This window comes from Xanthobacter sp. NM-59 (genome assembly GCF_021401125.1).
In the GTDB taxonomy this organism is placed as follows: Bacteria; Pseudomonadota; Alphaproteobacteria; order Rhizobiales; family Xanthobacteraceae; genus Xanthobacter.
Genome location: NZ_JACBFQ010000001.1, coordinates 975,669 through 1,002,116 on the forward strand (window position 1 = coordinate 975,669; position 26,448 = coordinate 1,002,116).

Sequence of the window (26,448 nt, forward strand, 5' to 3'; positions counted from 1 at the left end):
CCGCACGCTTGCAACACAAGCCACGGGCAAGTCAGGGCGGCAAAGGTGCGGCCACAGGCTCATCCGCGACACCGCAGCAGGCGTCGCGGACGCAAGAGGACGAGAACATGGCCAAGGTGCAGAAGGCCGCATCCCGCTCGGGGACGGGCGCCATTCTGAAATCCATTCAGGATGCCAAGCAGGCAGCCACCCTGCACCAGTCCGGCGCCTATGCCGAGGCGGCTGAGCTTTACGCACGCATTCTGAAGCGCGACCCGCGCAACGCGCAGACCCGGCACATGCAGGCGCTCTGCTTCATCCGCCTGGGCCGGCTGCCCGAGGCGGTCTCCGCGCTGCGGACCGCCGCCAGCCAGAGCCCCAAGGACGCCAACATCCTGGCCAGCCTGGGCGAAGCGCTGATGAAGATCGGCGAGATCGCGGAGGCAAAGGCCGCCTTCGAGCGCGCCTGCGCCATCGAGCCGGAGCATCGGGCTGCGCGCCGGGCCCTGGCCCGCATCGTCGGCTCTGCTCCGGACGGGGTCGCGACCCTGCGCCAGTGGGTGGAGGCGCATCCCGGCGACGGCAACGCCATCCTGGCCCTCGGCCGGGCCATGATCGTGGCTGGCGAGAAGCCGAGCCTGGCCATCGAAGAATGGCTGGCGGCGGAAAAGCGCGGCGCCCTCAAGGTTCAAAACATCATCGAGGAAGCCGACCACGCCTACAACAATGATCGCCCAGAGGAAGCACTGGCCCTGTTCCGAGCAGCCGCGGTCCTCAGTCCGGGCTATGCCGCAGTTCACTGCAACATCGGCGCGCTGCTGATGGAGAACGACCTGCAGGGTTCCCTGCGGGCTCTGCAGACCGCGCTCACCCTCAATCCCGACAATGTCAGTGCGCTTCTCAACATGGCCAGCCTGTATTCGCGGCTGGGACGGCACTCCGAAGCCCTGGACTGCTATCTGCGCACGCTGACGCTCACGCCCGACAGCATTCCGGCCCATGTTGGCGCCATCGACATGAGCCACCACATCTGCGAGTGGGGCAATCTCGCCAAATGGGAGAAGGAGATTACCCGGCTTCTCGCGGGCGACGAGCTGATCAACGTCGATCCCTTCGTGCTCCTCAGCTGCGAGGTCACCCGCCACGATTTGCTGCGCGCCGCACGTGGCTGCAGCACCACCCGTGTTGCACGCGGCACGCCGCTGCCGCCGCCGCCGCCGCCCGCGGGCGATCCGAACCGCCGCATCCGCATCGGCTACCTGTCCAGCGACCTGCATGCCCACGCCACGGCCTACCTGACCGCGGGCATGTTCGAGCGCCATGATCGCGAGAAGTTCGAAACCTTTGCCTATTCCCACGGCATCGATGACGGATCCGAGACCCGCAAGCGGATGGAGAAGGCGTTCGACCACTTCATCGACATCCGCACCCTCACGGATCGCGAGGCCGCCGTGCGCATGCGCGAAGACGGCATCGATATTCTGGTGGATCTGAAGGGCTTTACGGGCGGCTGCCGCACCGCCATCCTGGCCCTGCGTCCGGCTCCCGTTCAGGTGAACTTCGTGGGCTTTCCCGGCTCCATGGGTGCCGATTTCATCGACTATCTCGTGGCCGACCGCATCATCATACCGCCAGAGACCGAGAGCGATTACGACGAAAAGATCGTCCTTTTGCCGGACTGCTACCAGCCCAATGACAGCACCCGCGCCGTGCCCTCGGCGGTGCCGAGCCGGGCCGAGTGCGGGCTGCCGCAGGATGGCTTCGTGTTCTGCTGTTTCAACAACACCTACAAGATCACGCCGGAGATTTTCGACGTCTGGATGCGCCTGCTGGACCAGGTGCCCGGCTCCGTGCTCTGGCTGTTCGAGGCCAACCGCACGGTCCGCGACAACCTGGCCTATGAGACTGCCGCGCGGGGCGTCGATCCGGAGCGGCTCGTCTTCGCCCCCTTTATCAAGGGCCAGGACAAGCACATCGCCCGGTACATGCAGGCCGACCTGTTCCTGGACACGCGACCCGTCAACGCCCACACAACCGCGAGCGACGCCCTGTGGGCCGGCGTGCCGGTGGTGACCTATCCGGGTGAAACCTTCGCGTCCCGCGTGGCGGCGAGCCTGGTCAGCGCCGTTGGGCTCCCGGAACTCGCCGTCTCCTCCTTTGAGGCCTATGAGGCTCTCGCACTTTCCATCGCGCGCGACCCGGCACGCCTTGCCGCGCTGAAAGCCCATCTGGCAGCCGCGCGCACCAGCTCTCCCCTGTTCGACACCGCAACCTTCACGCGCAATGTTGAGACCGCCTTCACGCGCATGCACGCCTTGCGCTGCGCCGGGAAAAAGCCGGAGCGCATCGTGATCTGATCGTCCGCGCGCTGCCGGCGAAGCATGCCGATACGGTGCATTTGATCGTGGTCAACGCCATTTCACCGTTTACACTGCAAGGCTTCAGCCCGGACTTCGACCCGCGTCGTTTCCGCCTTCTCCTCCCTGGCATCCGCCGGGCCGGGGACCGCCGTCGCGGGTGAGGGAGCCGGCGATCCGGCGTGGACGGCCGCGTCCCGCGCCGATCGAAGGCCCGATGCAGAGAAAGATGTGAGACATGACTGAGGATGGCACCCCCGTGGAAATCGTCACCGGCAGCGACGCACCGGAGGCGCCCTTTCTCCAGGCTGCCGCGGACAGTCTTGCCGATGAGCGCGTGAAGGCGGCCCAGGAGGCGAATGCCTCCGCCGTAGCCGATATCGCCGCGGATGAGACGGTGACGGAGGGGCTTGAAGCCATCATCGCCGGCTCGTCTCCGGACGATGCCGCCCGTCTTCGCGCCTCCCTCGGCCTGCCCAAGCCCCCGGGCCAGTCCCATGCCCGCAACGACGCCCTCTCCGACGACTGGCGCACGGGCGGCTACCCCTACAAATACCGGATTCTGCGCCGGGACTACGAGCAGCAGAAATTCCTGCTGCAGAGCGAACTTCTGAAGCTCCAATCCTGGGTGAAAGAAGCCCGGCAGCGGCTCATCATTCTGTTCGAGGGCCGTGATGCCGCCGGCAAGGGCGGCACCATCAAGCGCTTCATGGAGCACCTCAACCCGCGTGGTGCCCGCGTCGTGGCTCTTGAGAAGCCGAGCGAGGTCGAGCGCGGCCAGTGGTATTTCCAGCGCTATGTGGAGCACTTGCCCACGACTGGCGAGATCGTCCTGTTTGATCGCAGCTGGTATAATCGGGCCGGCGTCGAGCGCGTGATGGGCTTCTGCAGCAACGATGAGTATCGCGAGTTTCTGCGTCAGGCGCCTGAATTCGAGCGCAACTTGGTGCGCAGCGGAACCCACCTCATCAAGTTCTGGTTCTCGGTGAGCCGCGAGGAGCAGCGGCGGCGCTTCAAGGAACGCAAGGTGCATCCCCTGAAGCAGTGGAAGCTCTCGCCCATCGACCTCGCGTCCCTCGACAAGTGGGAAGATTACACTCGCGCCAAGGAAGCCATGTTCTTCCACACCGATACGGCCGACTCCCCCTGGACCGTCATCAAGTCCGACGACAAGAAGCGCGCGCGCCTGAACGCCATGCGCTATGTGCTTCACTCCCTGCCCTACACCGGCAAGGATCCCGGGCGCATTGGTCCGGTGGACCTGCTGCTGGTGGGCCGAGCCAATGCCGTGCACGAGCGCGACGAATACAGCTTCGGTGCACCGACCGGCCTTTAGAGCGCCCTGCCCGCCGCTGTCACCGCTTCGCGCGCCGAAAATGCGGCACATCACCGGCTAAAGCCCTCCCCGTTTCCGTGAAATGGGAAGGGCACCGGTGCGCCTGACCGCGGGATGCTCACTCAGAGGGTGCCCAACCGGCGCTCTGCCCGCGGCCAACAGGCCACGTCAAGCCAACCAACAGACCCAGGAACGGTCATTCCGGAATCGGCAATCGCCGGCCACCAATGTATTCTCTGAATGCGCCCTGTGGGCTTCGCTCGACCGCCCCGGCCATGCACCGAGCGAGCGTAGGCACTCAGCGCCCACCCTCCGTGCCGGTCGGGATCGCCGGGCGGTCTGGGCCGAAGTCCGGACATGGCTGGCGTTCGGACGCATGACCTCCCGCCCATCGCGGCCCGAGGGTCAGCATCGGGCCGCTCCCCGGGCCCTAAGGAGGTGCCCCGTCCCAACCCACGCGGAAAGCTGGGGCGCTTGGTCAATTCCGACGTGTCGACCTTAGACGCTGTGGTCCCGAATGGACGCGAGCACCAGGCGCGCGATCAGCCATGCAACGAAGGTCACGGCAACAACGCCCAGCAGGATCAGGAAACGCCGAGGAATCGTCGACTCTTGCGGAGGCGAGGGCGGAACGATATTCACCACGTAAAGTTTCTGGTGCTCAGACTGCAAGACCGCGCTCTGCAGCATGGCAGCAGCGGAATTGTATTTCTGCTGCGCAAGCTGAACGTCAATTTCCAGAAGCTTGAACCGGCTGATCAGGGGCGCCAGCGCATCGGTCCGCCCGGTCAGCCTGCTCTGCTCGGTCCGGATCTGCGACTCCAGCGACGCCAGCATGTTGCGGATCTCGACAGCGCGCGGAGAGTCCGGCGAAGCCGTGCTCGTCAAAGCGCCCAGCTCCGCCCGCTTCACCGCAACCTGCTCGCGCAGGGACGCAATGATCTTGCTGAAGCTCGAGGCCTCGTCCAGCGGATCCAACATGCCATTCTTCACTTGAAGATCGGTCATGGCAAGCATCGCCGCGCGCAAGCCGTCCTCGGCCTCCGTCAGCTGCACCTGCGCGAGGCGGATCATGTCAGTCCGGGCGCGCTCGTTGAAGGTGTTGACCAGCCGCTCACTGATGCGCGAGAGAACCTGCGCCATCTGGTAGGCGGTCTCCGGATCATAGGCATCCGTCGACAGGGTGATCTGCCCTTCGATGTCGGAATAGGAAACCGACGTGTGCGCCAGGTAATTTGCATACCGCGCTTCGTAGTCGGCATTTTTGGGCAGGCGATTGAACCAGTCGATGCTGCCGGACTTGAAACGATCACTCAGCTTCAAGGCCTTCTCAAGCTCATTGAAAGCCTCGCGCGACCGGATGAAGTTCACGACAGCAAACGATTCGTCGATCGCACGCTCCGCATATCCCTGCCCCGTCGGCGCGAGAGCGCCGGACAAGGTGCCCATGGACCCGCTATACGCGGCCGAATTGGTGGGATTGCGAATGGCGAGGACCGTATCGACGCGATATCCGTCCGGCGCGATCAGATAGAGGTACCCCGCCGCCACGATAATCGGCAAGGCGAAGAACAGCCGATTGAAAGTCTTGATGTTGGACCGCCAGAACTCGCGCACCGCCATCCGCTGCAAGAGCGGGGCGTTGGCCTCCTCAGCCACAACATCGTCGCCGGGCACCTTCAGCCAGTTGAAGATGGACCGGACATTGGCCGTGCGCTGCCGCAACCCGCGCAGAACAGGCCCCAGCCGCGGCGCCACCAGCGCCCGACTCGCGCGCGGGGCCTCAGATCCCTCGTCCTGGCCGTCTTGCTCCTCGCCCCGGCCAGCTGGCTTCAGGGCCGCCGCGCGCAGGCGCCGAAGGACGGCGGGAGCCTCGTTTGCCTCAACACTCGGCAGCTGAACCACCGCGGCCGGCCGGCGCCGACGCGGATTCGCCGCGCTCTCGCCATTGGCGCCAGGCACCTCGACGTCGTCAATCGGCGCAGCCGGACGTTGACGCAGATTCACGGGACTGTTCAAGCCGAACCCCTTCGCACTTTAGAGCGCATCATCACTCGCTTCGCCCCGCGGATCAACCCGCGCAGTCAAAGAGACGCCGGTAAAGACCTTGTAAGCCTCGCGCCTATTTTTGTATGTCTTTATGATTCCATTTTCCAAAACATAGAAGTCATCACAAAGATCCCTTATCGCCGCAGCGTTCTTTGAGACGATAATTAAACTGTGCGTTTTCTGCCTCTCAAGGATCAGCGTCTTGATATGATCGCGAAATTGGCGCGACCCGGCACACAATTGATCGTCCGCAACGTAGCAATCGAAATCAAGAGCATAGCACAAGCTCGTCGATGCTCTTACGGTAAAATCAGGGACCAGTTCCGCCAGAGGCCGATCCATATCCTGCGTGCGGATCTTTCCTATTTCCTTAACGGCCTCCAGCATGTCAGGGGCCCATGCCCCATACATGAGGCTGAGAAGGCGCACATTCGCGCGAATAGTCATGTCCTTACGGAAGATATCACGCGCACCCAGGGGCCACGACACGCGCATTCCGTGGATCACCCGCCCGGCGTCCGGCGCCATGTTTCCCGTCAGGATCTGCACCAGGGTTGACTTGCCGACCCCCGCCTCGCCCAGGACACCAATGGCTCTTCCGCGCGGAAAGATGGCGTCGACCCCCTTCAACACTTCCGTTTGGCGTGGCCGGAGCCCAATGGTTTTCGTCACCCCTTCGAGAACCACCGCCCCCCTGCCGCGCACCCGATCCACCCCGGACGGCACGACGCGCGCCCCCGGCGTGGCGTCCTCCACCTGGGGCGCGAGCGCCGAAGGGGACTTCGCCCGCCGGCGCGGAAGAACGTGCCACAGCGATTTCAGCATTCGCACACACCATCCCCCGCCGGCCCTTGCACGGCGCTCCCCTCAAGGCCGCGATGCCGCATGGCATCCCGAAGCTCAAACGCCAGCAGCCACATCGAAGGCATCTTCATCCGCCCCCTGACGCTGAGTGCTCGCCTGGGCGCGCTTGCGCGTCACGCGCTCAAGCATGAGGCCCAAGGCAATCGTCACCCCCACCGTGGAGAGAACATAAACCCAGCTCCCCATCTGAGTGATGTAGGTCTTGAAGTAGGCCGTGCGCATCAACTCCATGAAATGGAAAATCGGATTATAAATTAGAATTCCGCGAAGCATATAAGGCGCTTCTGGCCAGATGAACATGACGCCACTGGCCCACATGGCGATCATCATGAGACCGGCAACGACCATCTTCGCGAAGGGCACATAGACGAATAGTGCACCAAAGCATAAGCCGAGCGCGAAGCCCCAGATACCCATCAACAGCATCAGCAAAAATACCTGCACGGGATTTGCCATGAACGGCGAGATCCCAAGCCAATAGAAGGTGATGAAAACCGGAAATCCGATCATCATGTAAAATACGATGTTCAGGATCGCGCGGGCGGCCAACACATCAAGAGAGGTGACGCGTGGATTGGCGCGAAAAGCGCCTTTCGCGGTCTTGAAGGAAGCCACCCGAAACAACGTCGTGCGCAGCATCCAGAACAGGATCATCCCGGAGATCACGAATGGTATTACGGGCATACCGTGGTGGGTCGGCGCGCGCGTGACAAGGCGCAGGATCAACATGCTGCCGGTAATCACGGAAAGGCTGAGCAACTCTTCGAGAAGCCCCAGAGAACGCTTGGAGATGCGGATGGCGTACTCCGCCATCACCATGCCGATAAGGCTTCGCCATTGGTTTTTCACCGCTGTCGAGAACACATCATCCATTCCGAGCCTGCTCCCGCTCCATCCCATCCGCTCGTGACCCACCTCGACCCGCGCCTGTCGCGCAGCGGCGCACACCCATCGATAAATAACCAAGCATCGTTAACAAGCCTGCGCGCCGCACAATGGGCTGCCGATTGTGGCCGGAACATGCCGCCGACGCGGCCACGACCGCATTCCGCAGCGGAAGATGCCACGACTTCGTCGCCCGCGCGTCGGACCTAAGTATGAGTCGCCTAGGGCGCCGTCGTCGCTTAGGGTTGCATCACGAAGCTTCGGTGTATTGAGAATCGCCCTTCTGGCTCGGCCCTTCGCGGCCCCTGCCAAGCCAAAGCGACCGAAACGCCGGCAGCTTCAAACCGTACCGCTTTCCGGCATGGGAGGATGCCGAGGCACGGAACGCCAAATCATGTGAATCGAGAACCGCCTGGAATTCAGCTTGGCGCCGGGTGTGCCAACTGAGACTTCATGCGCGGATCTGTTGACGAAAGGCCGGATCCTGGGTCCTGCCGCACCGGTTTTCCGAGGCGGCATGAGAACCAGTGGGTTTCGTGCATGCACGCGCCTGGTGGCTGAAGGTCGCCTGGGGCTTTGCATCCGCATGGCACCCGCGGCAATGGCGCATCAAGCGCTCAATCAGAAGAAAATGGCCCGCGGAATAGCCCGCGGGTTGGAGAGGAGAATCCCATGGACAATTCCCTGGCCGCGCGGATCGCGGTCAATCCCGATTATCAGCGGTTGAAGTCCACCCGCTCGCGGTTCGGCTGGCTGCTGACCCTCGCGATGCTGGTCGTCTATTATGGCTTCATCGTGCTCATCGCCTTCGACAAGCAGGTTCTGGCCGCGCGCATCGGCCCGGGCGTCATGACTTGGGGTATCCCGATCGGCTTCGGCGTCATCGTCTTCACCATTCTCATCACCGGCATCTATGTGCGTCGCGCCAACGGCGAGTTCGACGCCCTGTCCGAGAAGATCAAGGCGGAGGTGCTGAAGTGAAGACCGCTCGCAACTTCCTCACCCGCGCGGCGCTGACCGCCAGCGTGGCGCTGATGTCCGCGCCCGTGCTCGCGGCCGGCGGCGATCTCGGCGCGACCGAGAAGCAGGCCACCAACTGGACCGCGATCATCATGTTCGCGTTGTTCGTGGTGATGACGCTGTTCATCACCAAGTGGGCGGCGGCCCGCACCAAGTCGGCGGCGGACTTCTACACCGCGGGCGGCGGTATCACCGGCTTCCAGAACGGCCTTGCCATCGCCGGCGACTACATGTCGGCCGCCTCGTTCCTCGGCATTTCCGCCGCGGTGATGACCAACGGCTATGACGGCCTGATCTATTCGATCGGCTTCCTGGTCGGCTGGCCCATCCTCACCTTCCTGATGGCGGAGCGCCTGCGCAACCTCGGCAAGTTCACCTTCGCCGACGTGGCGGCCTTCCGCTTCGCCCAGACCCCGGTGCGCGTGTTCGCGGCTTCCGGCACGCTGGTCGTGGTGGCGTTCTACCTCATCGCCCAGATGGTGGGCGCCGGCCAGCTCATCAAGCTGCTGTTCGGCCTCGACTACTGGATCGCGGTGGTCATCGTCGGCGTGCTGATGATGGTCTACGTGCTGTTCGGCGGCATGACCGCCACCACCTGGGTGCAGATCATCAAGGCGTGCCTGCTGCTCGGCGGCGCCACCTTCATGGCCGTGATGGTGATGCTCACCTATGGCTTCAGCCCGGAGAATCTGTTCGCCGCTGCGGTTCACGTGAAGGAGGGCATCGCTGCTTCCAAGGGCGCGAGCCCCGAGGCGGCGGCCGCCGCCGGCCAGTCCATCATGGGCCCTGGCAACTTCATCAAGGACCCGATCTCGGCTATCTCGTTTGGCATGGCGCTCATGTTCGGCACCGCCGGCCTGCCGCACATCCTGATGCGCTTCTTCACGGTGCCGAGCGCGAAGGAAGCCCGCAAGTCCGTGATGTGGGCGACCGCCTGGATCGGCTACTTCTACCTGCTGACCTTCATCATCGGCTTCGGTGCCATCACCTTCGTGCTGACCAATCCGGAGTTCCTGGACTCCCACGGCTCCCTCATCGGCGGCGCCAACATGGCGGCCGTGCACCTCGCCCATGCGGTGGGTGGCAACGTGTTCCTGGGCTTCATCTCGGCGGTGGCGTTCGCGACCATCCTCGCGGTGGTGGCCGGCCTCACGCTGTCGGGCGCCTCGGCGGTGTCGCACGACCTCTATTCGACGGTCATCAAGGGCGGCAAGGCCGACAGCGCCTCGGAGCTGAAGGTCTCGCGCATCACCACCCTGTGCCTGGGCGTGATCGCGGTGCTGCTGGGTATCGCCTTCGAGAAGCAGAACATCGCCTTCATGGTGTCCCTGGCCTTCGCGGTGGCGGCCTCGGCCAACTTCCCGGTGCTGTTCATGTCGGTGCTGTGGAAGGACTGCACCACCAAGGGCGCGGTGATCGGCGGCTTCCTGGGCCTTGCGGCCTCGGTGATCCTCACCATCCTGTCGCCGTCGGTGTGGGAAGCCACGCTCGGCTATGCTAAGGGTTCGGCGCCGTTCCCCTACACGTCGCCGGCTTTGTTCTCCATGACGCTGGGCTTCGTCGGCATCTGGCTCTTCTCCATCCTGGACAAGAGCCAGCGGGCGAGCATCGACCGCGCCGGCTTCCCGGCTCAGGAGGTGCGCTCGGAGACCGGCATCGGCGCGGCGGAAGCCTCCTCCCACTAGGTCGAGCGCGATGTCGCGGCCGGGCCCCACCTCGGCAGGGGGATCGGTGCCCCAAGACCCCTCACCAGGGTCCCTCCCCGTCGGGACACCGACCCCCCTTGATCCGCCCGGAAACGGGCGGGTCCACTCCCGGCGCCGCGAGCGCCGGGAGTTCGTTTCCGTCATGTCCTCGCGCGTGCGCGACGCCTATGTGCGCAAGCCCTTCTTCGTCGATGGCGGCACTGACCTTGTCAGCGTCTGCCGCGCTTTGTCCGAAAAAGGGCTGACCGACGCCCTGGTGCGTGATGGCGAACGCGTCGGCGTCTTCACCACCACCAATCTGCGCGATGCGCTGCTGCGTGAGACGCCGCCCCAGCTGCTGCCCGTGCGGGAGGTGGCGACCTTCAAGCCCTTCTCCGTCTCCATCGACGACGAGCTCTATGGCGCCATGCTGCTGATGCTGCGCCACCGCATCCACCGGGTGGTGGTGCGCGAGGGGGAGGCCATCGTCGGGCTGCTCAGCCAGATCGACCTGATGGCCTTCGTGGCCAGCCACTCCCACCTCATCGCCCTGGAAATCACGGAAGCCGCCGACACCGATGAGCTGAAGACCGCCGCCCGCCAGATCGACGAGCTCATCGGTGATCTTCAGGACGACGGCGTGCGTGTGGAGGTGATCGGCGAGCTGGTGGGCGAACTGAACCGCCTGCTGTTCCTGCGCCTGTGGGAGCTGCTGGCCCCGCCGGCGCTGCGGGAGAATTCCTGCCTGTTGGTGATGGGCTCGGAAGGCCGTTCCGAGCAGCTCATCAAGACCGACCAGGACAATGCGCTGATTTTGCGCGACGGCTTTCATTTCGAGGGGCTGGAGGACATCACCGCCGCCTTCACGGCCGGGCTGATCGAATTCGGCTATCCCCCCTGCCCCGGCGGCATCATGCTCAGCCGGCCCCTGTGGTGCCAGCCCCTCACGGGGTTCAAGGATACGCTCAAGCAGTGGCTGTTCGCTGGCCATGCCGAGGGGCCCATGCACCTCGCCATTTTCCTCGACGCGGCCGTGGTCGCCGGCGATGCGCGGCTGCTGGAGGAGGCGCGCGCCCATCTCGACCATCTGCTACAGGACGACGCCGGCTATTTCTCGCGCTTCGCCCGCGCGGTGGAGCAGTTTGGGGATGGCGGCTCCTGGTGGTCGCGCCTGCCCGGTCTGCGCGGGCGGGGCGCGGCCGAGATCGATCTGAAGAAGCTCGGCATTTTCCCCATCGTCCATGGCATCCGGGCGCTGGCGCTGCAATATCGGGTGAAGCCCCTTTCGACGGTGGCGCGCATCGCGGCACTGGTTCAAGAAGGCCATCTGGACGCGCCCCTCGGCCGCGACCTGGCGGATGCGCTGCATTGCCTGATGGGGCTGAAGCTCTCCAACAATCTGCGCCAGCTGGCGGCCGGCCGGGCGCCCAGCAATGCGGCGCCGCTCGGCGAATTGGGCACGCTGGACCGGCAGGCGCTGAAGGACTCCCTCGCCATCGTGCGCGGCTTCAAGCAGTGGCTCGCCCGCCACTACCGGTTCGACCTGCTATGACCGGGGATGGCGACAGGCGCGGCAATGCCGGTGGCCCGCGCGCGGGCGTGCTCGTGGCCCTGTTCGGGGCGGCCCTGCTGCTGTTCAACTTTCCCCTGCTCGCGATCTGGAACGTGCCCGCCACCGTGCTGGGCCTGCCGCTGTTGCCGGTGGCGCTGTTCGCCATCTGGGCGGGGCTGGTGGCGCTCATCGCCCTGGCGAGCGAGGGGCGGCACCCCGGCAATGGCGGCGGTGCGCCATGATCTCCGCCCCCCTCGTCATCGCCGTCTCGCTGGGCTACCTGGCTTTGCTGTTCACCATCGCCGCGGCGGCGGACAGCTCCGCGGCCCGCGGGCGCTCCGTGGTCGCGAATGCGTGGGTCTATGCCATGTCCCTGGCGGTCTACTGCACCGCCTGGACCTATTTCGGCAGTGTCGGGCGGGCGGCGGCCGTGGGCATCTGGTTCCTGCCCATCTATCTCGGGCCTATGCTGGCGATGCTTCTGGCCTGGATCGTCATCCGCAAGATGATCCGCATCGCCCACACGTATCGCATTACCTCTATCGCTGATTTCATCGCCAGCCGCTATGGCAAGAGCCCGCTGCTGGCGGCGCTGGTCACGCTCATCACCGTGGTCGGCATCGTTCCCTATATCGCCTTGCAATTAAAGGCGGTTTCGGCTGGCTACCAGATCCTGACCGATCCCGTCGGCGCCGGCCCGGCCGCGGCGCCGCCCTGGTGGCAGGACGGCACCTTGCTGGTGACGCTGGCGCTGGCGCTGTTCACCATCCTGTTCGGCACCCGCCACCTGGACAGCGCGGAGCGGCACGAAGGCATGGTGGCCGCCATCGCCTTCGAATCCGTGGTGAAGCTGGTGGCCTTCCTCGCCGTGGGGCTGTTCGTCACCTACGGCCTGTTCGACGGCATGGGGGATATCTGGGCAAAGGCCCAGGCCTTTCCGGAGCTGGCGGCCCTGTTCGGCTCTGATGCCGCCGCGCGCTTCGACTACACGCAGTGGTTTGCGCTCACGCTTTTGTCCATGCTCTCGGTGCTGCTGCTGCCGCGCCAGTTCCAGGTCATGGTGGTGGAGTGCACCGACGAGCATCATGTGAAGCGCGCCGCCTGGGTCTTTCCCGCCTACCTGCTGGCCATCAACATCTTCGTTCTGCCGGTGGCCATCGGCGGCCTGGTGCTGATGGGCCCCGGCCGCGTGGATGCCGATTCCTTCGTGCTCTCGCTGCCGCTCACCCAGGGCGCGCCCACCCTGGCCCTGTTCGCCTATGTGGGCGGGCTCTCGGCGGCCACGGGCATGCTGATCGTCGAGACGATCGCTGTTTCCACCATGGTCTGCAACGATCTCGTGATGCCTGCCTTGCTCCGCCGGCCCGGCTTCGCGGCCCGCGCCGGGGGCGACATCACTGCCTTGCTGCTCAACATCCGCCGGGCGGCCATCATGGCCGTTCTGCTGCTGGGCTATCTCTATTTTCAGGTGGCGGGGGAGGCATATGCCCTCGTCTCCATTGGCCTCATCAGCTTCGCCGCGGTGGCCCAGTTCGCGCCCGCTCTGCTGGGCGGCATGTATTGGCGGGGCGCCACCCGCGCCGGGGCGCTGGGCGGGCTCATCGGCGGCTTTCTTGTCTGGGCCTACACGCTCATGCTGCCTTCGGTGGCGAAATCCGGCTGGCTGCCCGACGGCTTCGTTCGTGAAGGGCCGTTCGGCATCACCCTGCTGGCGCCGGAACGGCTGCTCGGCCTTGGCGGCCTCGATCCGCTGACCCATGCCCTGTTCTGGAGCCTGCTCGTCAACGGCGCGCTGTTCGTGGGCCTCTCCCTGCGGCGGGCGCCGTCCGGGCGGGAGGCGAGTCAGGCGCTGCTGTTCGTGGACGCCTTCGAGCGCCACCCGGAAGCCGGGGGCCCCGTGTTCTGGCGCGGCGTGGCGCGTCTCGATGACCTGATGGCCCTTGCCCGGCGCCTTCTGGGCCCCGAGCGCGCCCGTGCCCTGTTCGAGGCCCACGCCCACGAGATCGGCGCCGCCGACTTAAACGCTCTGGTGCCCGATGCGCGGCTGGTGGACCGGGTGGAGCGGGCCCTTGCCGGCGCGGTGGGCAGCGCCTCGGCCCGCGTGCTGGTCGCCTCCGTGGTGGAGGAAGAGCCCCTGGGTCTGAAGGACGTGGCCCAGATTCTCGACGAAGCCTCGCAACTGCGCGTCTACGCCCAGAAGCTGGAAGCCACCAGCGCCGAGCTGAAGGCGGCCAACGCACAGCTCAAGACCCTGGACCAGCTCAAGGACGACTTCGTTTCCTCCGTCACCCATGAATTGCGCACGCCGCTCACCTCCATCCGCGCCTTTTCGGAACTGATGCTGGATTCACCCGACATGGATGAAGCCCAGCGGGCGGAATTCCTCTGCATCATCGTGGCCGAGAGCGAACGGCTGGGGCGGCTGGTGAACCAGGTGCTGGACCTCGCCAAGATCGAGGCCGGCCTTGCCGACTGGCAGACCGAGGATGTTGACCTGGCCCGGCTGGTGAGGGATGCGGTGAAGGCCACGTCCGAGCTGTTCCGCGCCCACGGCGCGCGCGTCGAGGCCCATGTTCCACCTGAGGTTCCCACCGTGCGGGCGGATGCAGATCGGCTAATGCAGGTGCTGATGAACCTCATCTCCAATGCCGCCAAGTTCGTCCCTGCCGGTACCGGCCGTGCGGATGTGACGTTGCGGCAGGATGGTGATTCCCTGGTCGTGGAGGTGAAAGACAACGGCCCGGGGGTGCCGGCTGGCGAGCAACACACCATATTCGAGAAGTTTCGCCAGGGCGGTGATGCTCTTTCCCGGCCACAAGGGACCGGTCTTGGGCTTCCGATCAGCCGCCAGATCGTAGATCATTTCGGCGGAAGCATGTGGCTGGTGTCAGAACCGGGCGGCGGCGCGACCTTCGCGTTCAGACTGCCCCTCCAGCCGGGAGGAGGAAAAACGCCATGACCGAAACGCAGAACGGGACCTTCAACGACACCGCCCTCGCCAACAAGATCATTGGTAACGGCAAGCCCGCCGAAAAGGTGCTGATCGCGGACGACGAGCCCAACATCGTCGTCTCGCTGGAATTCATGATGAAGCGCGAGGGCTTCCAGGTACTGGTGGCGCGGGATGGTCTCGGCGCGCTGGAGGCCATTCGCCGCGAGCATCCGCGCCTTGTCCTGCTCGATGCCACGATGCCCGGCATGACCGGCTTCGACGTGTGCGAGGCCGTGCGTTCGGATGAGGATACCCGCGATACCCGCATTGTGATGCTCACCGCCAAGGGACGGGAGACGGACAAGGCCCGCGGCGTCGGCGCCGGGGCGGACGCCTATGTCACCAAGCCCTTCTCCACCCGCGAGCTGGTGCAGAAGGTGCGGGACATGATGGCGCCGGACGCCGCCGAATGAGGCTCCCCTGGCCGCTGATCGCCGCCATGGTGGCGCCGGGCCTCGCCCTGGCGCTGTGGCTGGCGCTTGGCGCCGTGGGCTTCTATGCCACCCTCGACGCGCCGGCGGCGGCCGCCCTGGCCGCCGCGCTCGGCCCGCTGTTGGAAACCCACGGCATGCTGGTGCTGTTCTGGTGGCTCGTGGCCGCCAGCGTCGGCGCCTGGGCGGTGCAGGTCCTCCATGAGCGATATATGGCGGCCCCCGCCCGCCTTGCGGAAGGCGCGCGTGTGCTGGTGAGCGATGCCTCGGCGCCGCCTGTGGCCGCCGGTGGCGATGCCGCGGCCCGAACCATTGCCGATGCGCTCAATGCCCTTTCCCAGGAGCGGCGCACACTGAAGCAGGAGATGGCGCGGCTGGTGGAGGATGCGAGCCACGCGGTGGCGCATCAGCGCGACCAGCTCGGGGCCCTGGTGGCGGAGCTGCAGCAGAGCGTGGTGGTGTGCAATCTGGAAGGCCGCATCCTGCTTTACAATGCCCGCGCCCGTGCCTTGTGCCGCCGCATTTCCCGCGCGCCGGGCGGAGCCGGTGGCGCGGAGCTGATCGGCCTCGGGCGTTCCATCCATGGCGTGGTGGACAAGGCGCTTATCGACCATGCCCGCGAAAGCGTGGACCGGCGCATTGTGCGCGGGGAGCCGGCGCCCTCCGCCCGCTTCGTCACCCACACCCCGTCGGGGCACCTGCTGCGCGTCAGCCTCGCGCCCGTGCGGGAAGCCGCCGAGGGGGCGCCGGCCACCGGCTACGTGCTCCTGTTGGACGACATCACCGAGGAATACGAGGCCGAGGCTCATGCCGACCGGCAATGGCTGACCCTGACCGAAACCAGTCGCGCGGGCCTCGCCAGCATCCAGGCCGCGCTCGACATGCTGGACTATCCCGATCTCGAAACCGAGGAGCGCGAGCGCTTCCAGGCGGTGGTGCGGGAGGAGGTGGCGGCCATGGGCGAGCGCATCACCGCCCTGGCGGCGGAGGCCTCCAGCGCCAGCAAGGCCCGCTGGCCGCTCCAGGACATGCTGGGTGCCGACCTCATCGCCGCAGCCTCCCACCACATCGCCGAGGCCACCGGGCTGGCGGTCACGGCCGATACGGTGGAGGGCGAGCTGTGGCTGAGCGTGGACAGCTTCTCGCTCATCGCCGCCCTCACTTTCCTGGCCCGCTGCGCGGTGGAGGGGCGTGAGGCCCCGGACCTGGAATTGCGCGTGTCGCGCGCGGACGGGCGCGCCCATCTCGACCTGTGCTTTGCGGGCGGCGCCGCGATCGCGGCCGGCTGGCAATCCTCGCCCATGGATGGCGCCGGCGGCGGCTCGCCCCTGAGCGTGCGCGATGTGGCCGAGCGCCATGGCGGAGAGGTGTGGCTGGAACATGCGCGCACGGGCGGAACGCCACGCGCCGTCTTCCGCTTCCTTCTGCCGCTGGCCTCCGCCGCTGCCGACACCGCGGCGCATGCGGGCGAGAGTCGGCCCGAATTCTACGACTTCGACCTGTTCGCCGCGAGCGAAGGCCACCACGAGCGCGACGACCGCCCGCTGGGGGAGCTGGCCTTCACCGTCTTCGACACCGAGACCACCGGCCTTGACCCGGCAGGGGGTGACGAGATCATCCAGATCGGCGCCACCCGCATCGTCAATGGCAAGCTGCTCAAGGCGGAATGCTTCGACCAGCTGGTGAATCCCGGCCGCTCCATTCCCGAGGCGGGCATTGCCATCCACGGCATCCGGCCGGCAATGGTGCGCGGCCAGCCCGCCATCGGCGAGGTGCTGCCCGCCTTCCATGCCTTCGTCTCCGACACCGTGCTGGTGGGCCACAACGTGGCATTCGACCTGCGTTTCCTGAAGCTGAAGGAGGCCGCCACCGGCGTCGTCTTCGATCAGCCCGTGCTGGACACGCTGCTGCTCGCCTCCATCGTGCACCCCAATGCGGAGGCCCAGAGCCTGGAGGCCATCGCCGCGCGGCTGGGCATTACCGTATCCGGCCGCCACACCGCGCTGGGGGATGCCCTCGCCTGCGCCGAGGTGTTCATGAAGCTGCTGCCCCTGCTGCAGCAGCAGGGCATCCGCACCCTGGGCGAGGCCCGCGCCGCCTCCGAAGACTCCTATTACGCGCGCCTGCGCTATTGAGAGCCGACGCGCCCCAGCGGGCGCCGCCCCGGCCCGCCAGGCTGCCAGTCGCCGGAAGGGATTCGCTGGCGCACCATGCCCGTGCGCGACATCGGCCCCCCTGCCACGTCGTCACCGGCCTCGCGCACGAGCATGAGCGGGACTCGCCGGCGGCAGGAATTGCCTCGGATCAGGTCAGCGTGCCCGCCTTTTAGCCACCCGGCCGCCGCCGGATGGGGCGCTGCGCCACATGCGCGCCCGTCGCGGGCTCCGGAATATTACGTATCATCAAGACGTTGCCTCGCCTCGCCCAGACCCCCGCACCGCTGAAATTTTTCTGAAATCCGCCTGAAATTTCAGCTTGAAGCCGGCGCACATTTAGCTTTGTCTATTACCTAATTCCGGTGGCGATCCTGGCATGGCCAGGGGGCTCCGGTCCTTCACCGCGCGGTGGCTGGCCCGTTGCCATCCCTTGCGTTCCTGTCCGTCTCCTGCGGGGTTCCATGCTCGCTCAGCAGATCGTCAACGGCCTGATGCTCGGGGCCATCTACATGCTGATGGCGGTGGCCTTCACCCTTGCCATCGGTGTGTTGAACTTCCTCAATTTCTCTTTGCCCGGCCTGTTCATGCTGGGCGGCATGGTGGCCTACGGCTTCATCAAGCTCGGCTGGCCCACCGTGTTCGCCTTCTCCGCCGCCTTGGCCGCGGCCGCCCTGGTGTCGCTGCTGGTGGAGCGCTTCGCCTACCGGCCCATGCAGGGGGGCGATCCGGAAGTGCCGCTGGTCTCCTCCCTCGGCTTCCTGGTGCTGCTGGAAAACCTGATGCTGATCTATTTCGGCTCGGACCAGCAGGCCTTCCCGGCTCTGGTGCCGGACCTCAACTTCCGCTTCGGTGGACTGGTGATCGGCATCGCGCAGCTCGGCTCGCTGGTGCTCTCCGTGCTGCTGGTGCTGTGGCTGTCCTGGTTCCTGAACTCCACCGCCACCGGCCGCTGCATCCGCACCGTGGCGGAAAACCGCGACACCGCCGTGCTCATGGGCGTGGATACGGGCCGGCTCGTGCCCATGCTGTTCATCGCTTCCGCCTTGCTGGCGGCAGTCGCGGGGCTGCTGTTCGCGGTGAACTACCAGCAGGTTTCTCCCTTCATGGGCGAGGGCGTCGGCTTCAAGGGCGTCGCGGCCATGATCGTGGGCGGCATGGGCTCCATCTGGGGCGCGGTGCTGGGCGGGCTTTTGATCGGCCTCGCGGAGGTGCTCTCCATCAGCTTCATCGGCGCCGACGTGGTCAACATCACCGTCTACGGGCTTCTGCTCTTGATCCTCATCGTTCGTCCGCAGGGCCTCATTGGGCGCCCCGCCACCCGGGAGAAGCTGTGATGAGCGGTTATCTCACCGGCGTTCTCGTCGTCCTCGCCTTCAATGTCATGGCGGCCTACGCGGTTTACCTGCCGCTCGCCGCCGGGCAGCTCAATCTCGGCATTGCCGGGTTCATGGCCATCGGCGCCTATGCCTCGGCATTCCTGACCAACGAATATCAGTGGTCCATGTGGGCCGCGATTCCGGTGGGCTCGGCGCTGGCGGGGCTCACGGGGCTGCTGATCGGCATCCCGGTGCTGCGCACCCACGGCATCTATCTGGCCATGGCCACCTTCGCGCTCGGCCAGGTCATCTCCGCCGTGTTCCTGAACCTTGAGGTGGTCGGCGGGGCCGCCGGCTATCCGGTCACCGATTATGTGGGGCCTTATGGGGTGTTCGCGGCCGCCATCGGCGTCGTGCTGCTGATGCTCTATCTCTCCCGCACCCGCTTCGCGCTCTATCTCACAGCGGTGAAGAGCGATGCCACGGTGGCGGACCTGATGGGCATCTCCGTGCGCGGCATTCAGGTGGCGGCCTTCGCGCTCGGCGCGGCGGTGGCGGGCTTCGGCGGCGCCTTCTACGCCCACCATTACAATTTCGTGGAAGCCCAGCATTTCAACGTGCTGCTCTCGGTCTTTACCGTCCTCTACGTGCTGTTCGGCGGCACCCAGACGGTGTGGGGCCCGCTGGTGGGCGCCGCCTTCTTCACCCTGGCGCCGGAGCTGCTGCGCGCCTCCGACCAGTGGCGCTATGCCCTGTTCGCCATCTTCATCATCGTCTTCATGGCCATGCGGCCGCAGGGCCTGGTGACCACCTCTCTGCTGCGCTTCACCCGCCGCCGCACCGCCACCGAGAGCGAGGAGGCCGCGTGATGACCGCCGCACTCTCCCTTAAGGGCATCACCAAGTCCTTCGCCGGGGTGCACGCCATCCAGAACCTCTCTTTTGAGGTTCCCAAGGGCGTCACCACCGCCCTCATCGGCCCCAACGGGGCGGGCAAGACCACCGTGTTCAACCTGGTGAGCGGGGTCTATGGCGTGGATGCTGGCACCGTCACGGTGAATGGCGTGGACGTGACGCACATGCCCTCGCGCAAGCGCATCACCACCGGCATCGCCCGCTCGTTCCAGAACATCCGGCTCATGTCCCACCTGACGGTGCTGGAAAACATGCTGGTGGGCCAGCATGTGCGCAATTCCTCCCTCGGCGCGCTGCTGACCCCCTATCGCCTGTTCCCCAATCACCGCTGGAAGGTGCAGGCCCGAGAGGCCCTGGCCGAAAGCGGCCTGGAGGAGTGGGCGGACGAAACCGTGGGCGCCCTGCCCTATGGGGTGAGAAAGCGCATCGACCTTGTCCGCGCGACGCTGGCCGGCGCCAGCCTGCTGATGCTGGACGAGCCCGCCGCCGGCCTCAACCCGTCCGAGACCAACGCCCTGCGCGACCATCTCAGGACGCTGATGGCCAAGGGCATCACCCTCCTCGTGGTGGAGCACGACATGCACTTCGTGGACAGCATCTGCCAGAACGTGGTGGTGCTGAATTTCGGCGAGAAGATCGCCGAGGGCCCGCTCTCCCAGGTGCGCCAGGATCCCAAGGTGCGCGAGGCCTATATCGGCTCGGAGGAGGCGTGACATGGCGCTTCTCGACGTTTCCGGCATCTCCGTCTCCTACGGCCGCGTGAACGCCCTGAAGGACGTTTCACTGCAGGTGAAAGAAGGCGAGATCGTCACCGTGCTGGGCGCCAATGGCGCCGGCAAGAGCACGCTGCTCAAGGCCATCCTGGGCGCTGTTCCGCTGAAGTCCGGCGGCATCACCTTCGCCGACCGGGACATGAGCCGCGCCGCGCCTCACAAGCGCATCGGCGAAGGGCTGGTGCTGGTGCCTGAGGGCCGGCGCATCCTCATCTCGCTGACGGTGGAGGAAAACCTGCTGCTGGGCGCCCATATGCGCCGCGACAGCGCCGCCATCGGCCGCGAGCTGGAAGCCATCTATGCCCGCTTCTCCAATCTGGCGGCGCGGCGGAACATGCTGGCCTCCTGCCTCTCGGGCGGCGAGCAGCAGATGCTCGCCATCGGCCGCGCCATGATGGCCAAGCCGAGGTTGATGATGCTGGACGAGCCCTCCCTCGGCCTGTCTCCCCTGTTCGTGCAGAAGCTGTTCGAGCTGATCCGTGAACTGAACCATGAGGGCCTCGCCGTGCTGCTGGTGGAGCAGAACACGGGCAAGGCCCTTTCCGTGGCGCACCACGCGACCGTGCTGGAGCTCGGCCGCGTGACCATGGCGGGCGATCCCAAAACGCTCGCGGACGATCCCCGCCTGCAGGCGGCCTATCTCGGCGCGGGGGAAGACGCCCCCGCCTGATTCGCCGGCAGCCTTTGCGCGGCGTGTGCGTGGAATCCATGGGCGCCGGTCGATGACCGGAGCCGTTGGCAAAAGAACCTTCAGAGGAGTTGGGACATGAAGAAGCAGGTCCTGTTGGGCGCCACCATGCTGGCGGCGCTGGTTGCGGGCGGCGCCGCCCGCGCCGAGGATGATCTGATCCTCGGTTACATGATGGCCAAGAGCGGCCCTTATGTGAGCCTTGCCAACACCAATGAAATCGCCGTCGACATGGCGGTCGAGGAAATCAACGCCAAGGGCGGCATCAACGGCAAGAAGATCAAGGTGGTGAAGTTCGACACCGCCGGCGATCCCAAGCAGGCCACCACCGCCGTGCGCTCCTTCGCGCAGGATGCCGGCGCGCTCGCCGTGATCGGCCCGTTCTCCTCCTCCGAGGTGCGCACCACCTTCCCGGTGGGCGAGCGCGAGGGCATCTCGCAGATGTCCATGGCCTCTTCCGCCCCTGGCCTCACCAAGGGCTTCACCTACGGCTTCCGCAACACCACCGACGAAGGCAAGGTGATCGATTCCGTGCTCGGCGCGGTGAAGGACAAGAAGCTGCCCATGGCCTCCGGCGCGGCGGCCTATGCCACCGATGACGTGGTGTCCAAGTCCATCGGCACCAAGGTCGTGCCGGCGGAGTTCGAGAAGTTCTCCATTCCGCTCAAGGGCTCGGTGGACTTCCAGCTGGGCGCCTTCGACCTGTCGCCCCAGGTGGCGCAGCTGAAGCAGATCAACCCGGACATCGTCGGCCTCGGCTCCCCGCCCGAGGGCGCCATCAACCTCGCCAAGGAGCTGAAGCGCCAGGGCGTTTCCACCCGCATCATCGGCGGCACCAACATGGCTGACCCCGAGCTGCCCAAGCGCATGGACGGCGCCGGCGAGACCATGACCATCGGCACCACCTTCTTCGCCGATGCCAACGACAAGACCAAGGCCTTCACGGAAGAGTTCGCCAAGCGCACCAAGGCCGCCGGCCTGCGCACCGATCCCAACCAGATGGACGCCTCGGTCTATGACATCGTCTACCTCTACGCGGAGGCCATGAAGAAGGCCGGCGTCACCGGCGACAAGGCCAAGGTGGCCGCCGAGCGCGCCGCCATCCGCGACCAGATCTCCAAGCTGAAGGACTATCCCGCGATGGAGGGCTCCATCTCCTTCACCGACGGCGACGCCGTGAAGCCGGTCTATGTGATCGAGGTGAAGGACGGAAAGTGGACGCTTCTGGACACGCGCCTGCCGAACTGACCTCGGCGAACGCGTAAGGCCGGCGCCCCATTTCTGCCCTGACCTGGGGCGCCGGCACCCTTTTTCTTGAAAAACGACTGACTAGTTCGAGGACCATGATGCCGGGCACCGCCCTCACCTTCACCATCCATGCCGACGGCCGCAGCTATGAAGAAACGCTGCTGATCCGCACCGCGGTCATCGCCGGCTGGACCGGTCGCGACAAGGTCGCGCTGGAGAAGCACATCGTCGAGCTCGAGGCCCTCGGGGTGCCGCGCCCGGCCTCCACCCCCATCTATTACCGGGTCGGAGCCTCGCGCCTCACCACGGCCGGCGCCATCGAGTGCGTGGGCGGCGATTCCTCGGGCGAGGTCGAGTTCGTGATCGTGGCGGCGGAGGGGCGCTATTTCCTCGGCGTCGGCTCCGACCACACGGACCGCAAGGTGGAGACCTACAACATCACGGTTTCCAAGCAGGTGTGCGACAAGCCCGTGGCCGCCGAGCTGTGGGCCCTGGACGAGGTTGCCGGCCACTGGGATGACCTGATCCTGCGTTCCTACGCCGTCATCGATGGCAAGAAGGAGCTTTATCAGGAGGGCACGGTCGCCGCGATGCTGCCGCCCGCCGACATTCTCGCCGGCTATGGCGCGCCCTTCGGCAACGGCGCCGTGATGTATTGCGGCACCCTGGCGGCGCATGGCGGCATCCGCCCGGCGGAGCGGTTCGAGTTCGAGCTGGTGGATCCGGTGCTGGGGCGCACCCTGCGCCACGGCTACGACGTAACCACCCTTCCCATAGCCGGATAAGCAACAGCAACACCCCGCCGGTCGCCACCATGCGGCCGGCGCGCGTTCAGGGACAAGACGAACATGCGGACGGAAGCGGCAAACACCCTGCTGGACGTTTCGGCGGAGCCGGTCGAGACGGCAGCCCCCGCCCGTTCGCTGCGCGACGAGGCCTATGAGCTCATCAAGGCGCGCATCATCATGTGCGTGTTCCGCCCGGGGGAAGTGCTGAGCGAGGCGGCGGTGTCCTCCGCCATCAATATCGGCCGCACCCCCGTGCGCCAGGCGTTCGACCGGCTTATGCGCGACGGCCTGGTGGAGGTGCTGCCCCGCAAGGGCATCGTGGTGCGCCCCATTTCCCATGACGAAGTGCACGACATGGTGGAAGTGCGCCTGCTGAACGAGTGCTTCTGCGCGCGCCTTGCCGCCGAGCGCGCGGAGCCCGCGCACCTCTCGGCGCTGGCCATCAACGTGGCCCTGGGCGTGGAGGCCGCCGCCAATCGCGACGTGGCGGAGCTGATGGCGCTCGACCGGGAATTTCACGCGACTATTTCCGCCGCGGCCGGCAATCCGGTGCTGGCCGAGATTCTGAAGAGCCTGCACGAAAAGGCGCAGCGGGTGTGGTTCGTCTCTCTGCGCGCGCCGGAGCACCACCAGCGGGTGGTGGAGGAGCACGCGGCCATCGTAGAAGCCCTGCGCTCCCGCGATCCCGATGCCGCCGAGGCGGCCGTGCGGGCCCACATCCGCTCCTTCGTCGACAACCTCAACCGCCAGCTCTGAGCGCCCCTTCATGCACGGGCGGCACCGCGCCCGACTTGAGCAGACATCCAGATGCATCATACCCTGTGGCCAGAGCCGCGCAGCCTCACGCCCAAGGCGGCGCAGCTTCGCGCCCAGGGCGCTCGCGCCGCACCGGTCTGCAGGCATCGCCGCAGGGCCGCCGCGCGACACACCGCCGCCCGCATCGCATTCGCCCAGCAACATTCGGAAACACTTAAGACTTATTCAGAAACACAGCCTTAGACCAGCCCCTGACGGCAGAATAAGAGCCGGGTTTTCATATTGGGGGTGGACATGGTTTCCGTTTCTTCCGTCTCGACATCTGTCACAACCGCCAGCTCCGGCAGCGGCTCGTCTGACATCTCCGCGCAGATCACCAAGCTGCGGGCAAGCCAGGTCGCCCTGCAGAAGCAGATCGACGAAGCGAATGCTTCCGAGGACATGACCGACGACGAAAAGGCCGAAGCCATCCAGACGGCGCAGAAGAGCCTCAATCAGGTCACGGCCCAGATCGCCGAATTGACCGCGCGGCTCAGCGCCCAACAGTCCCAGGAGACGGCCCAGACCACTCAGGCGAGCGCCTCCACGAAGGATGACGAGAACGCGAGCAATCCCTATGCCGTGATCGCCACCACGGACTTCTCCGTCTTCAACGAGAGCAACAGCTGACACTCCGGCGGCAAGAGATCAAGAAAGAGGCCCGTGAGCCAAGCTCACGGGCCTCTTTCTTCTTCCGGCCAGCGCAAAGGCCTCCCGGAGATACAGACGGGATGCGCCGCCTCACCCCTGCAGCAGGGCTTCCACGCCGGCCGCGATGGAAAGAAGCGCGCCATCCTGCCCACCGGCCGCGGCCAGCATCAGCCCCACCGGGGCGCCGGCATTCCCCGACAGCGGCAGGGAGATGGCACAGCCATCCATCATGTTGATGAGGGTGGGGTTGCGCAGCGCCGCGAGGTTCGCCTTGCCATAGGCGGCATCATCGCTGGCCAGGTCCGCGATGCGCGGCGGCAGCATGGGAGCGGTCGGCATCACCAGCGCATCATAGGGCGCAAGGCGGGCCGTGGCCTGCTGCACCAGCGCATTGCGGGCCTCGACCAGATCCAGGTAATCCGCCGCGGACTGCTCGGTCCCGCGCCGGATGCGCACGGACACGCGCGGATCATAAACGTCACCCTTTTCTTCCAGCAGCTTGCGGTGCACCGCATAGCTCTCCGCGGCCGTGAAGCCGCCCTTCGCGTTCATCGGCGCGATGTCCGCAAATTCGGGGAAAGCCTCCTGGCTCACCACCGCCCCCGCCTGCGAAAGACGCGACAGGGCCGCCTCGAAGACCATAGCCACTTCCGGCTCGAGCCCGTCGAGGGCCACCGTGGTCGGCACGAGAAGGCGCAGGCCCTTCAGCGGGCGTGCCGCCAGCGCAGCTTCGCCGACGCCCGAGAGGATGGCATCGAGCGCCGCGCAGCACGCGACGGAACGCGCCAGCGGGCCCACGCTGTCCAGGGTTCCCGACAGGGGAAAGGCACCCGCGCGCGGCACGCGGCGGGCCGTGGGCTTGAAGCCGGTGATGCCGCAGAAAGCCGCCGGGATGCGGCAGGAGCCGCCGGTATCGGTGCCCAGCGCGGCATGGGCCATGCCATCGGCCACCGCCACCGCGCCACCGGAGGAGGAGCCACCGGACACACGGCCCACGGCACGCTCGAACGGCGCGCGCGGATCACCATAATGGGGGTTCATGCCGAGGCCGGAATAGGCGAACTCGGTCATGGTGTTCCGGCCGATGATGACGAATCCGGCTTGGCGCAGCCGCGCCACGGCAGGGGCATCACGGGTCGCGGCGGGGGCATCCGCCAACACGCGCGAGCCGGCGGCGGTCACCTGCCCGGCCACGTCGAACAGGTCCTTCACCGAGATGGGGATGCCCGCGAAGGGCGAGGTCGCCGCGCCCGCCTGGCGCAGGGCGTCCTGGGCCTCGGCCGCCGCCAGCGCCGCTTCGGCATCAACGGAAACGAAGGCGCGCGCGCCCTCCCCGCCGGGGTCGCGGATCTGCTCGAGGCAAGCCTCGGTCAGCGCGCGGGATGTGGTGCGGCCCGCGGCGAGATCGGCTGCGAGCTCGGAAAGGGTAGGGTGAGGGGAGGCGATGAGGGGCAGAGCGGACGACATGGAGCTACCAGAATTGCACGTGCCAGAAATGACGCTGCCAAAAGCAGAAAACCCGCCCCGTCAGGGACACGGGGCGGGCGCATCGGGCGAAACGGTTCAGACCGGATCGTAATAATGGATTTCGAGCAGCATGCAGCCCTTTTCGGACTTGAAGGGCCCGTGGAAGGCTCCCGGAGGCCTCACCGCATAGGTGAAGGGCTGGAAGGATTCCCCACCCTCCCCCTTGTCGTCATTGCCCACGGTCAGGTCGCCGGAGAAGAGGAACACCTCTTCCCAATAGTCATGCACGAAGGGCTTGGTGGTGAAGATGCCGGGAGAGAAGCGCAGGATGCGCGTGCGCGAGCCCTGCTTGTTCTTCTCGTCCAGCACACCGGAAAGGATCTTCTGCTGGATACCGGGAGGATAGCCGGGAGGCACCTCCCAGCCGGTGGAAAGATCGACGGTCTTGAACTCGTCGTGGATCTTGTTGATGGCCATTCGGGGCAGTCCTTGATGTGAAATC

22 protein-coding genes are annotated in these 26,448 nt (G+C 66.2%); 17 read left to right on the top strand and 5 right to left on the bottom strand.

Features of this window, described 5'->3' with window-relative positions:
- Positions 1 to 107: 107 nt before the first annotated feature.
- Positions 108 to 2,336 carry a glycosyltransferase family 41 protein gene (locus L0966_RS04605; protein ID WP_234050640.1) on the top strand — a complete coding sequence of 743 codons (2,229 nt, stop codon included), beginning with the start codon at positions 108 to 110 and terminating at the stop codon, positions 2,334 to 2,336.
- 238 nt (positions 2,337 to 2,574) lie between these two features.
- Complete coding sequence (gene ppk2, locus L0966_RS04610; RefSeq protein WP_234050641.1) at positions 2,575 to 3,672, top strand: polyphosphate kinase 2; 1,098 nt, start codon at positions 2,575 to 2,577, stop codon at positions 3,670 to 3,672.
- A gap of 498 nt (positions 3,673 to 4,170) precedes the next feature.
- On the opposite strand, the gene L0966_RS04615 is transcribed toward ppk2, so the two are convergent.
- From L0966_RS04615 to L0966_RS04625, 3 genes are all read right to left on the bottom strand, one after another.
- Positions 4,171 to 5,691, bottom strand: coding sequence for a hypothetical protein (locus tag L0966_RS04615; protein ID WP_234050642.1), 1,521 nt, complete (start codon positions 5,689 to 5,691; stop codon positions 4,171 to 4,173).
- Positions 5,692 to 5,709: 18 nt separating this feature from the next.
- Positions 5,710 to 6,546, bottom strand: a complete 837-nt coding sequence (locus L0966_RS04620; protein ID WP_234050643.1) for an ATP-binding cassette domain-containing protein — start codon at positions 6,544 to 6,546, stop codon at positions 5,710 to 5,712.
- A gap of 75 nt (positions 6,547 to 6,621) precedes the next feature.
- Positions 6,622 to 7,458: an ABC transporter permease gene (locus L0966_RS04625; protein ID WP_234050644.1), complete on the bottom strand. Its 837-nt coding sequence runs from the start codon at positions 7,456 to 7,458 to the stop codon at positions 6,622 to 6,624.
- A gap of 684 nt (positions 7,459 to 8,142) precedes the next feature.
- Between L0966_RS04625 and L0966_RS04630 the strand changes: the two genes are divergently transcribed.
- From L0966_RS04630 to L0966_RS04700, 15 genes are all read left to right on the top strand, one after another.
- Positions 8,143 to 8,451: a DUF485 domain-containing protein gene (locus tag L0966_RS04630; RefSeq protein WP_234050645.1), complete on the top strand. Its 309-nt coding sequence runs from the start codon at positions 8,143 to 8,145 to the stop codon at positions 8,449 to 8,451.
- Positions 8,448 to 10,175 carry a cation acetate symporter gene (locus tag L0966_RS04635; protein ID WP_370640620.1) on the top strand — a complete coding sequence of 576 codons (1,728 nt, stop codon included), beginning with the start codon at positions 8,448 to 8,450 and terminating at the stop codon, positions 10,173 to 10,175. Before L0966_RS04630 ends, L0966_RS04635 begins: the two co-directional genes overlap by 4 nt.
- A gap of 163 nt (positions 10,176 to 10,338) precedes the next feature.
- Complete coding sequence (locus tag L0966_RS04640; protein ID WP_234050646.1) at positions 10,339 to 11,727, top strand: DUF294 nucleotidyltransferase-like domain-containing protein; 1,389 nt, start codon at positions 10,339 to 10,341, stop codon at positions 11,725 to 11,727.
- Complete coding sequence (locus L0966_RS04645) at positions 11,724 to 11,969, top strand: hypothetical protein (RefSeq protein WP_234050647.1); 246 nt, start codon at positions 11,724 to 11,726, stop codon at positions 11,967 to 11,969. The genes L0966_RS04640 and L0966_RS04645 overlap by 4 nt, the downstream gene beginning before the upstream one ends.
- Positions 11,966 to 14,686, top strand: a complete 2,721-nt coding sequence (locus tag L0966_RS04650; RefSeq protein ID WP_234050648.1) for an ATP-binding protein — start codon at positions 11,966 to 11,968, stop codon at positions 14,684 to 14,686. Before L0966_RS04645 ends, L0966_RS04650 begins: the two co-directional genes overlap by 4 nt.
- Positions 14,683 to 15,132 (top strand): response regulator transcription factor, encoded by a 450-nt coding sequence (locus L0966_RS04655; RefSeq protein WP_234050649.1) that lies wholly within the window; start codon positions 14,683 to 14,685, stop codon positions 15,130 to 15,132. The genes L0966_RS04650 and L0966_RS04655 overlap by 4 nt, the downstream gene beginning before the upstream one ends.
- Entirely contained in the window at positions 15,129 to 17,285 is a 2,157-nt protein-coding gene (locus tag L0966_RS04660; RefSeq protein ID WP_234050650.1) for an exonuclease domain-containing protein, read from the top strand. Before L0966_RS04655 ends, L0966_RS04660 begins: the two co-directional genes overlap by 4 nt.
- A gap of 482 nt (positions 17,286 to 17,767) precedes the next feature.
- Positions 17,768 to 18,640: a branched-chain amino acid ABC transporter permease gene (locus L0966_RS04665; RefSeq protein ID WP_234050651.1), complete on the top strand. Its 873-nt coding sequence runs from the start codon at positions 17,768 to 17,770 to the stop codon at positions 18,638 to 18,640.
- Positions 18,640 to 19,491, top strand: a complete 852-nt coding sequence (locus L0966_RS04670; RefSeq protein WP_234050652.1) for a branched-chain amino acid ABC transporter permease — start codon at positions 18,640 to 18,642, stop codon at positions 19,489 to 19,491. Before L0966_RS04665 ends, L0966_RS04670 begins: the two co-directional genes overlap by 1 nt.
- Positions 19,491 to 20,249, top strand: coding sequence for an ABC transporter ATP-binding protein (locus L0966_RS04675; RefSeq protein ID WP_234050653.1), 759 nt, complete (start codon positions 19,491 to 19,493; stop codon positions 20,247 to 20,249). Before L0966_RS04670 ends, L0966_RS04675 begins: the two co-directional genes overlap by 1 nt.
- Position 20,250: 1 nt before the next feature.
- Positions 20,251 to 20,979 carry an ABC transporter ATP-binding protein gene (locus tag L0966_RS04680; protein WP_234050654.1) on the top strand — a complete coding sequence of 243 codons (729 nt, stop codon included), beginning with the start codon at positions 20,251 to 20,253 and terminating at the stop codon, positions 20,977 to 20,979.
- Positions 20,980 to 21,075: 96 nt separating this feature from the next.
- On the top strand, positions 21,076 to 22,245 hold the full coding sequence (locus L0966_RS04685) for an ABC transporter substrate-binding protein (RefSeq protein WP_234050655.1): 1,170 nt from the start codon (positions 21,076 to 21,078) through the stop codon (positions 22,243 to 22,245).
- Positions 22,246 to 22,343: 98 nt separating this feature from the next.
- Positions 22,344 to 23,030: a DUF2848 domain-containing protein gene (locus L0966_RS04690; RefSeq protein WP_234050836.1), complete on the top strand. Its 687-nt coding sequence runs from the start codon at positions 22,344 to 22,346 to the stop codon at positions 23,028 to 23,030.
- A gap of 63 nt (positions 23,031 to 23,093) precedes the next feature.
- On the top strand, positions 23,094 to 23,789 hold the full coding sequence (locus L0966_RS04695; RefSeq protein ID WP_234050656.1) for a GntR family transcriptional regulator: 696 nt from the start codon (positions 23,094 to 23,096) through the stop codon (positions 23,787 to 23,789).
- A gap of 294 nt (positions 23,790 to 24,083) precedes the next feature.
- Complete coding sequence (locus tag L0966_RS04700) at positions 24,084 to 24,458, top strand: FlxA-like family protein (protein WP_234050657.1); 375 nt, start codon at positions 24,084 to 24,086, stop codon at positions 24,456 to 24,458.
- Between the two features lie 111 nt (positions 24,459 to 24,569).
- Here the strand turns inward: L0966_RS04700 and L0966_RS04705 are convergent, their stop codons facing one another.
- Both L0966_RS04705 and L0966_RS04710 read right to left on the bottom strand, forming a co-directional pair.
- Positions 24,570 to 25,946 carry an amidase gene (locus tag L0966_RS04705; protein ID WP_234050658.1) on the bottom strand — a complete coding sequence of 459 codons (1,377 nt, stop codon included), beginning with the start codon at positions 25,944 to 25,946 and terminating at the stop codon, positions 24,570 to 24,572.
- Positions 25,947 to 26,042: 96 nt separating this feature from the next.
- On the bottom strand, positions 26,043 to 26,423 hold the full coding sequence (locus L0966_RS04710) for a cupin (protein ID WP_234050659.1): 381 nt from the start codon (positions 26,421 to 26,423) through the stop codon (positions 26,043 to 26,045).
- Between the last annotated feature and the right edge of the window lie 25 nt (positions 26,424 to 26,448).

Excerpts from the sequence above, each read along its gene's own strand:
- ppk2 (WP_234050641.1), top strand. The coding sequence starts at position 2,575 with ATGACTGAGGATGGCACCCCCGTGGAAATCGTCACCGGCAGCGACGCA.
- L0966_RS04700 (WP_234050657.1), top strand. The coding sequence starts at position 24,084 with ATGGTTTCCGTTTCTTCCGTCTCGACATCTGTCACAACCGCCAGCTCC.
- L0966_RS04690 (WP_234050836.1), top strand. The coding sequence starts at position 22,344 with ATGCCGGGCACCGCCCTCACCTTCACCATCCATGCCGACGGCCGCAGC.
- L0966_RS04705 (WP_234050658.1), bottom strand. The coding sequence starts at position 25,946 with ATGTCGTCCGCTCTGCCCCTCATCGCCTCCCCTCACCCTACCCTTTCC.
- L0966_RS04695 (WP_234050656.1), top strand. The coding sequence starts at position 23,094 with ATGCGGACGGAAGCGGCAAACACCCTGCTGGACGTTTCGGCGGAGCCG.
- L0966_RS04620 (WP_234050643.1), bottom strand. The coding sequence starts at position 6,546 with ATGCTGAAATCGCTGTGGCACGTTCTTCCGCGCCGGCGGGCGAAGTCC.
- L0966_RS04645 (WP_234050647.1), top strand. The coding sequence starts at position 11,724 with ATGACCGGGGATGGCGACAGGCGCGGCAATGCCGGTGGCCCGCGCGCG.
- L0966_RS04665 (WP_234050651.1), top strand. The coding sequence starts at position 17,768 with ATGCTCGCTCAGCAGATCGTCAACGGCCTGATGCTCGGGGCCATCTAC.
- L0966_RS04650 (WP_234050648.1), top strand. The coding sequence starts at position 11,966 with ATGATCTCCGCCCCCCTCGTCATCGCCGTCTCGCTGGGCTACCTGGCT.
- L0966_RS04670 (WP_234050652.1), top strand. The coding sequence starts at position 18,640 with ATGAGCGGTTATCTCACCGGCGTTCTCGTCGTCCTCGCCTTCAATGTC.
- L0966_RS04685 (WP_234050655.1), top strand. The coding sequence starts at position 21,076 with ATGAAGAAGCAGGTCCTGTTGGGCGCCACCATGCTGGCGGCGCTGGTT.
- L0966_RS04675 (WP_234050653.1), top strand. The coding sequence starts at position 19,491 with ATGACCGCCGCACTCTCCCTTAAGGGCATCACCAAGTCCTTCGCCGGG.
- L0966_RS04630 (WP_234050645.1), top strand. The coding sequence starts at position 8,143 with ATGGACAATTCCCTGGCCGCGCGGATCGCGGTCAATCCCGATTATCAG.
- L0966_RS04710 (WP_234050659.1), bottom strand. The coding sequence starts at position 26,423 with ATGGCCATCAACAAGATCCACGACGAGTTCAAGACCGTCGATCTTTCC.
- L0966_RS04660 (WP_234050650.1), top strand. The coding sequence starts at position 15,129 with ATGAGGCTCCCCTGGCCGCTGATCGCCGCCATGGTGGCGCCGGGCCTC.
- L0966_RS04625 (WP_234050644.1), bottom strand. The coding sequence starts at position 7,458 with ATGGATGATGTGTTCTCGACAGCGGTGAAAAACCAATGGCGAAGCCTT.
- L0966_RS04680 (WP_234050654.1), top strand. The coding sequence starts at position 20,251 with ATGGCGCTTCTCGACGTTTCCGGCATCTCCGTCTCCTACGGCCGCGTG.
- L0966_RS04605 (WP_234050640.1), top strand. The coding sequence starts at position 108 with ATGGCCAAGGTGCAGAAGGCCGCATCCCGCTCGGGGACGGGCGCCATT.
- L0966_RS04655 (WP_234050649.1), top strand. The coding sequence starts at position 14,683 with ATGACCGAAACGCAGAACGGGACCTTCAACGACACCGCCCTCGCCAAC.
- L0966_RS04640 (WP_234050646.1), top strand. The coding sequence starts at position 10,339 with ATGTCCTCGCGCGTGCGCGACGCCTATGTGCGCAAGCCCTTCTTCGTC.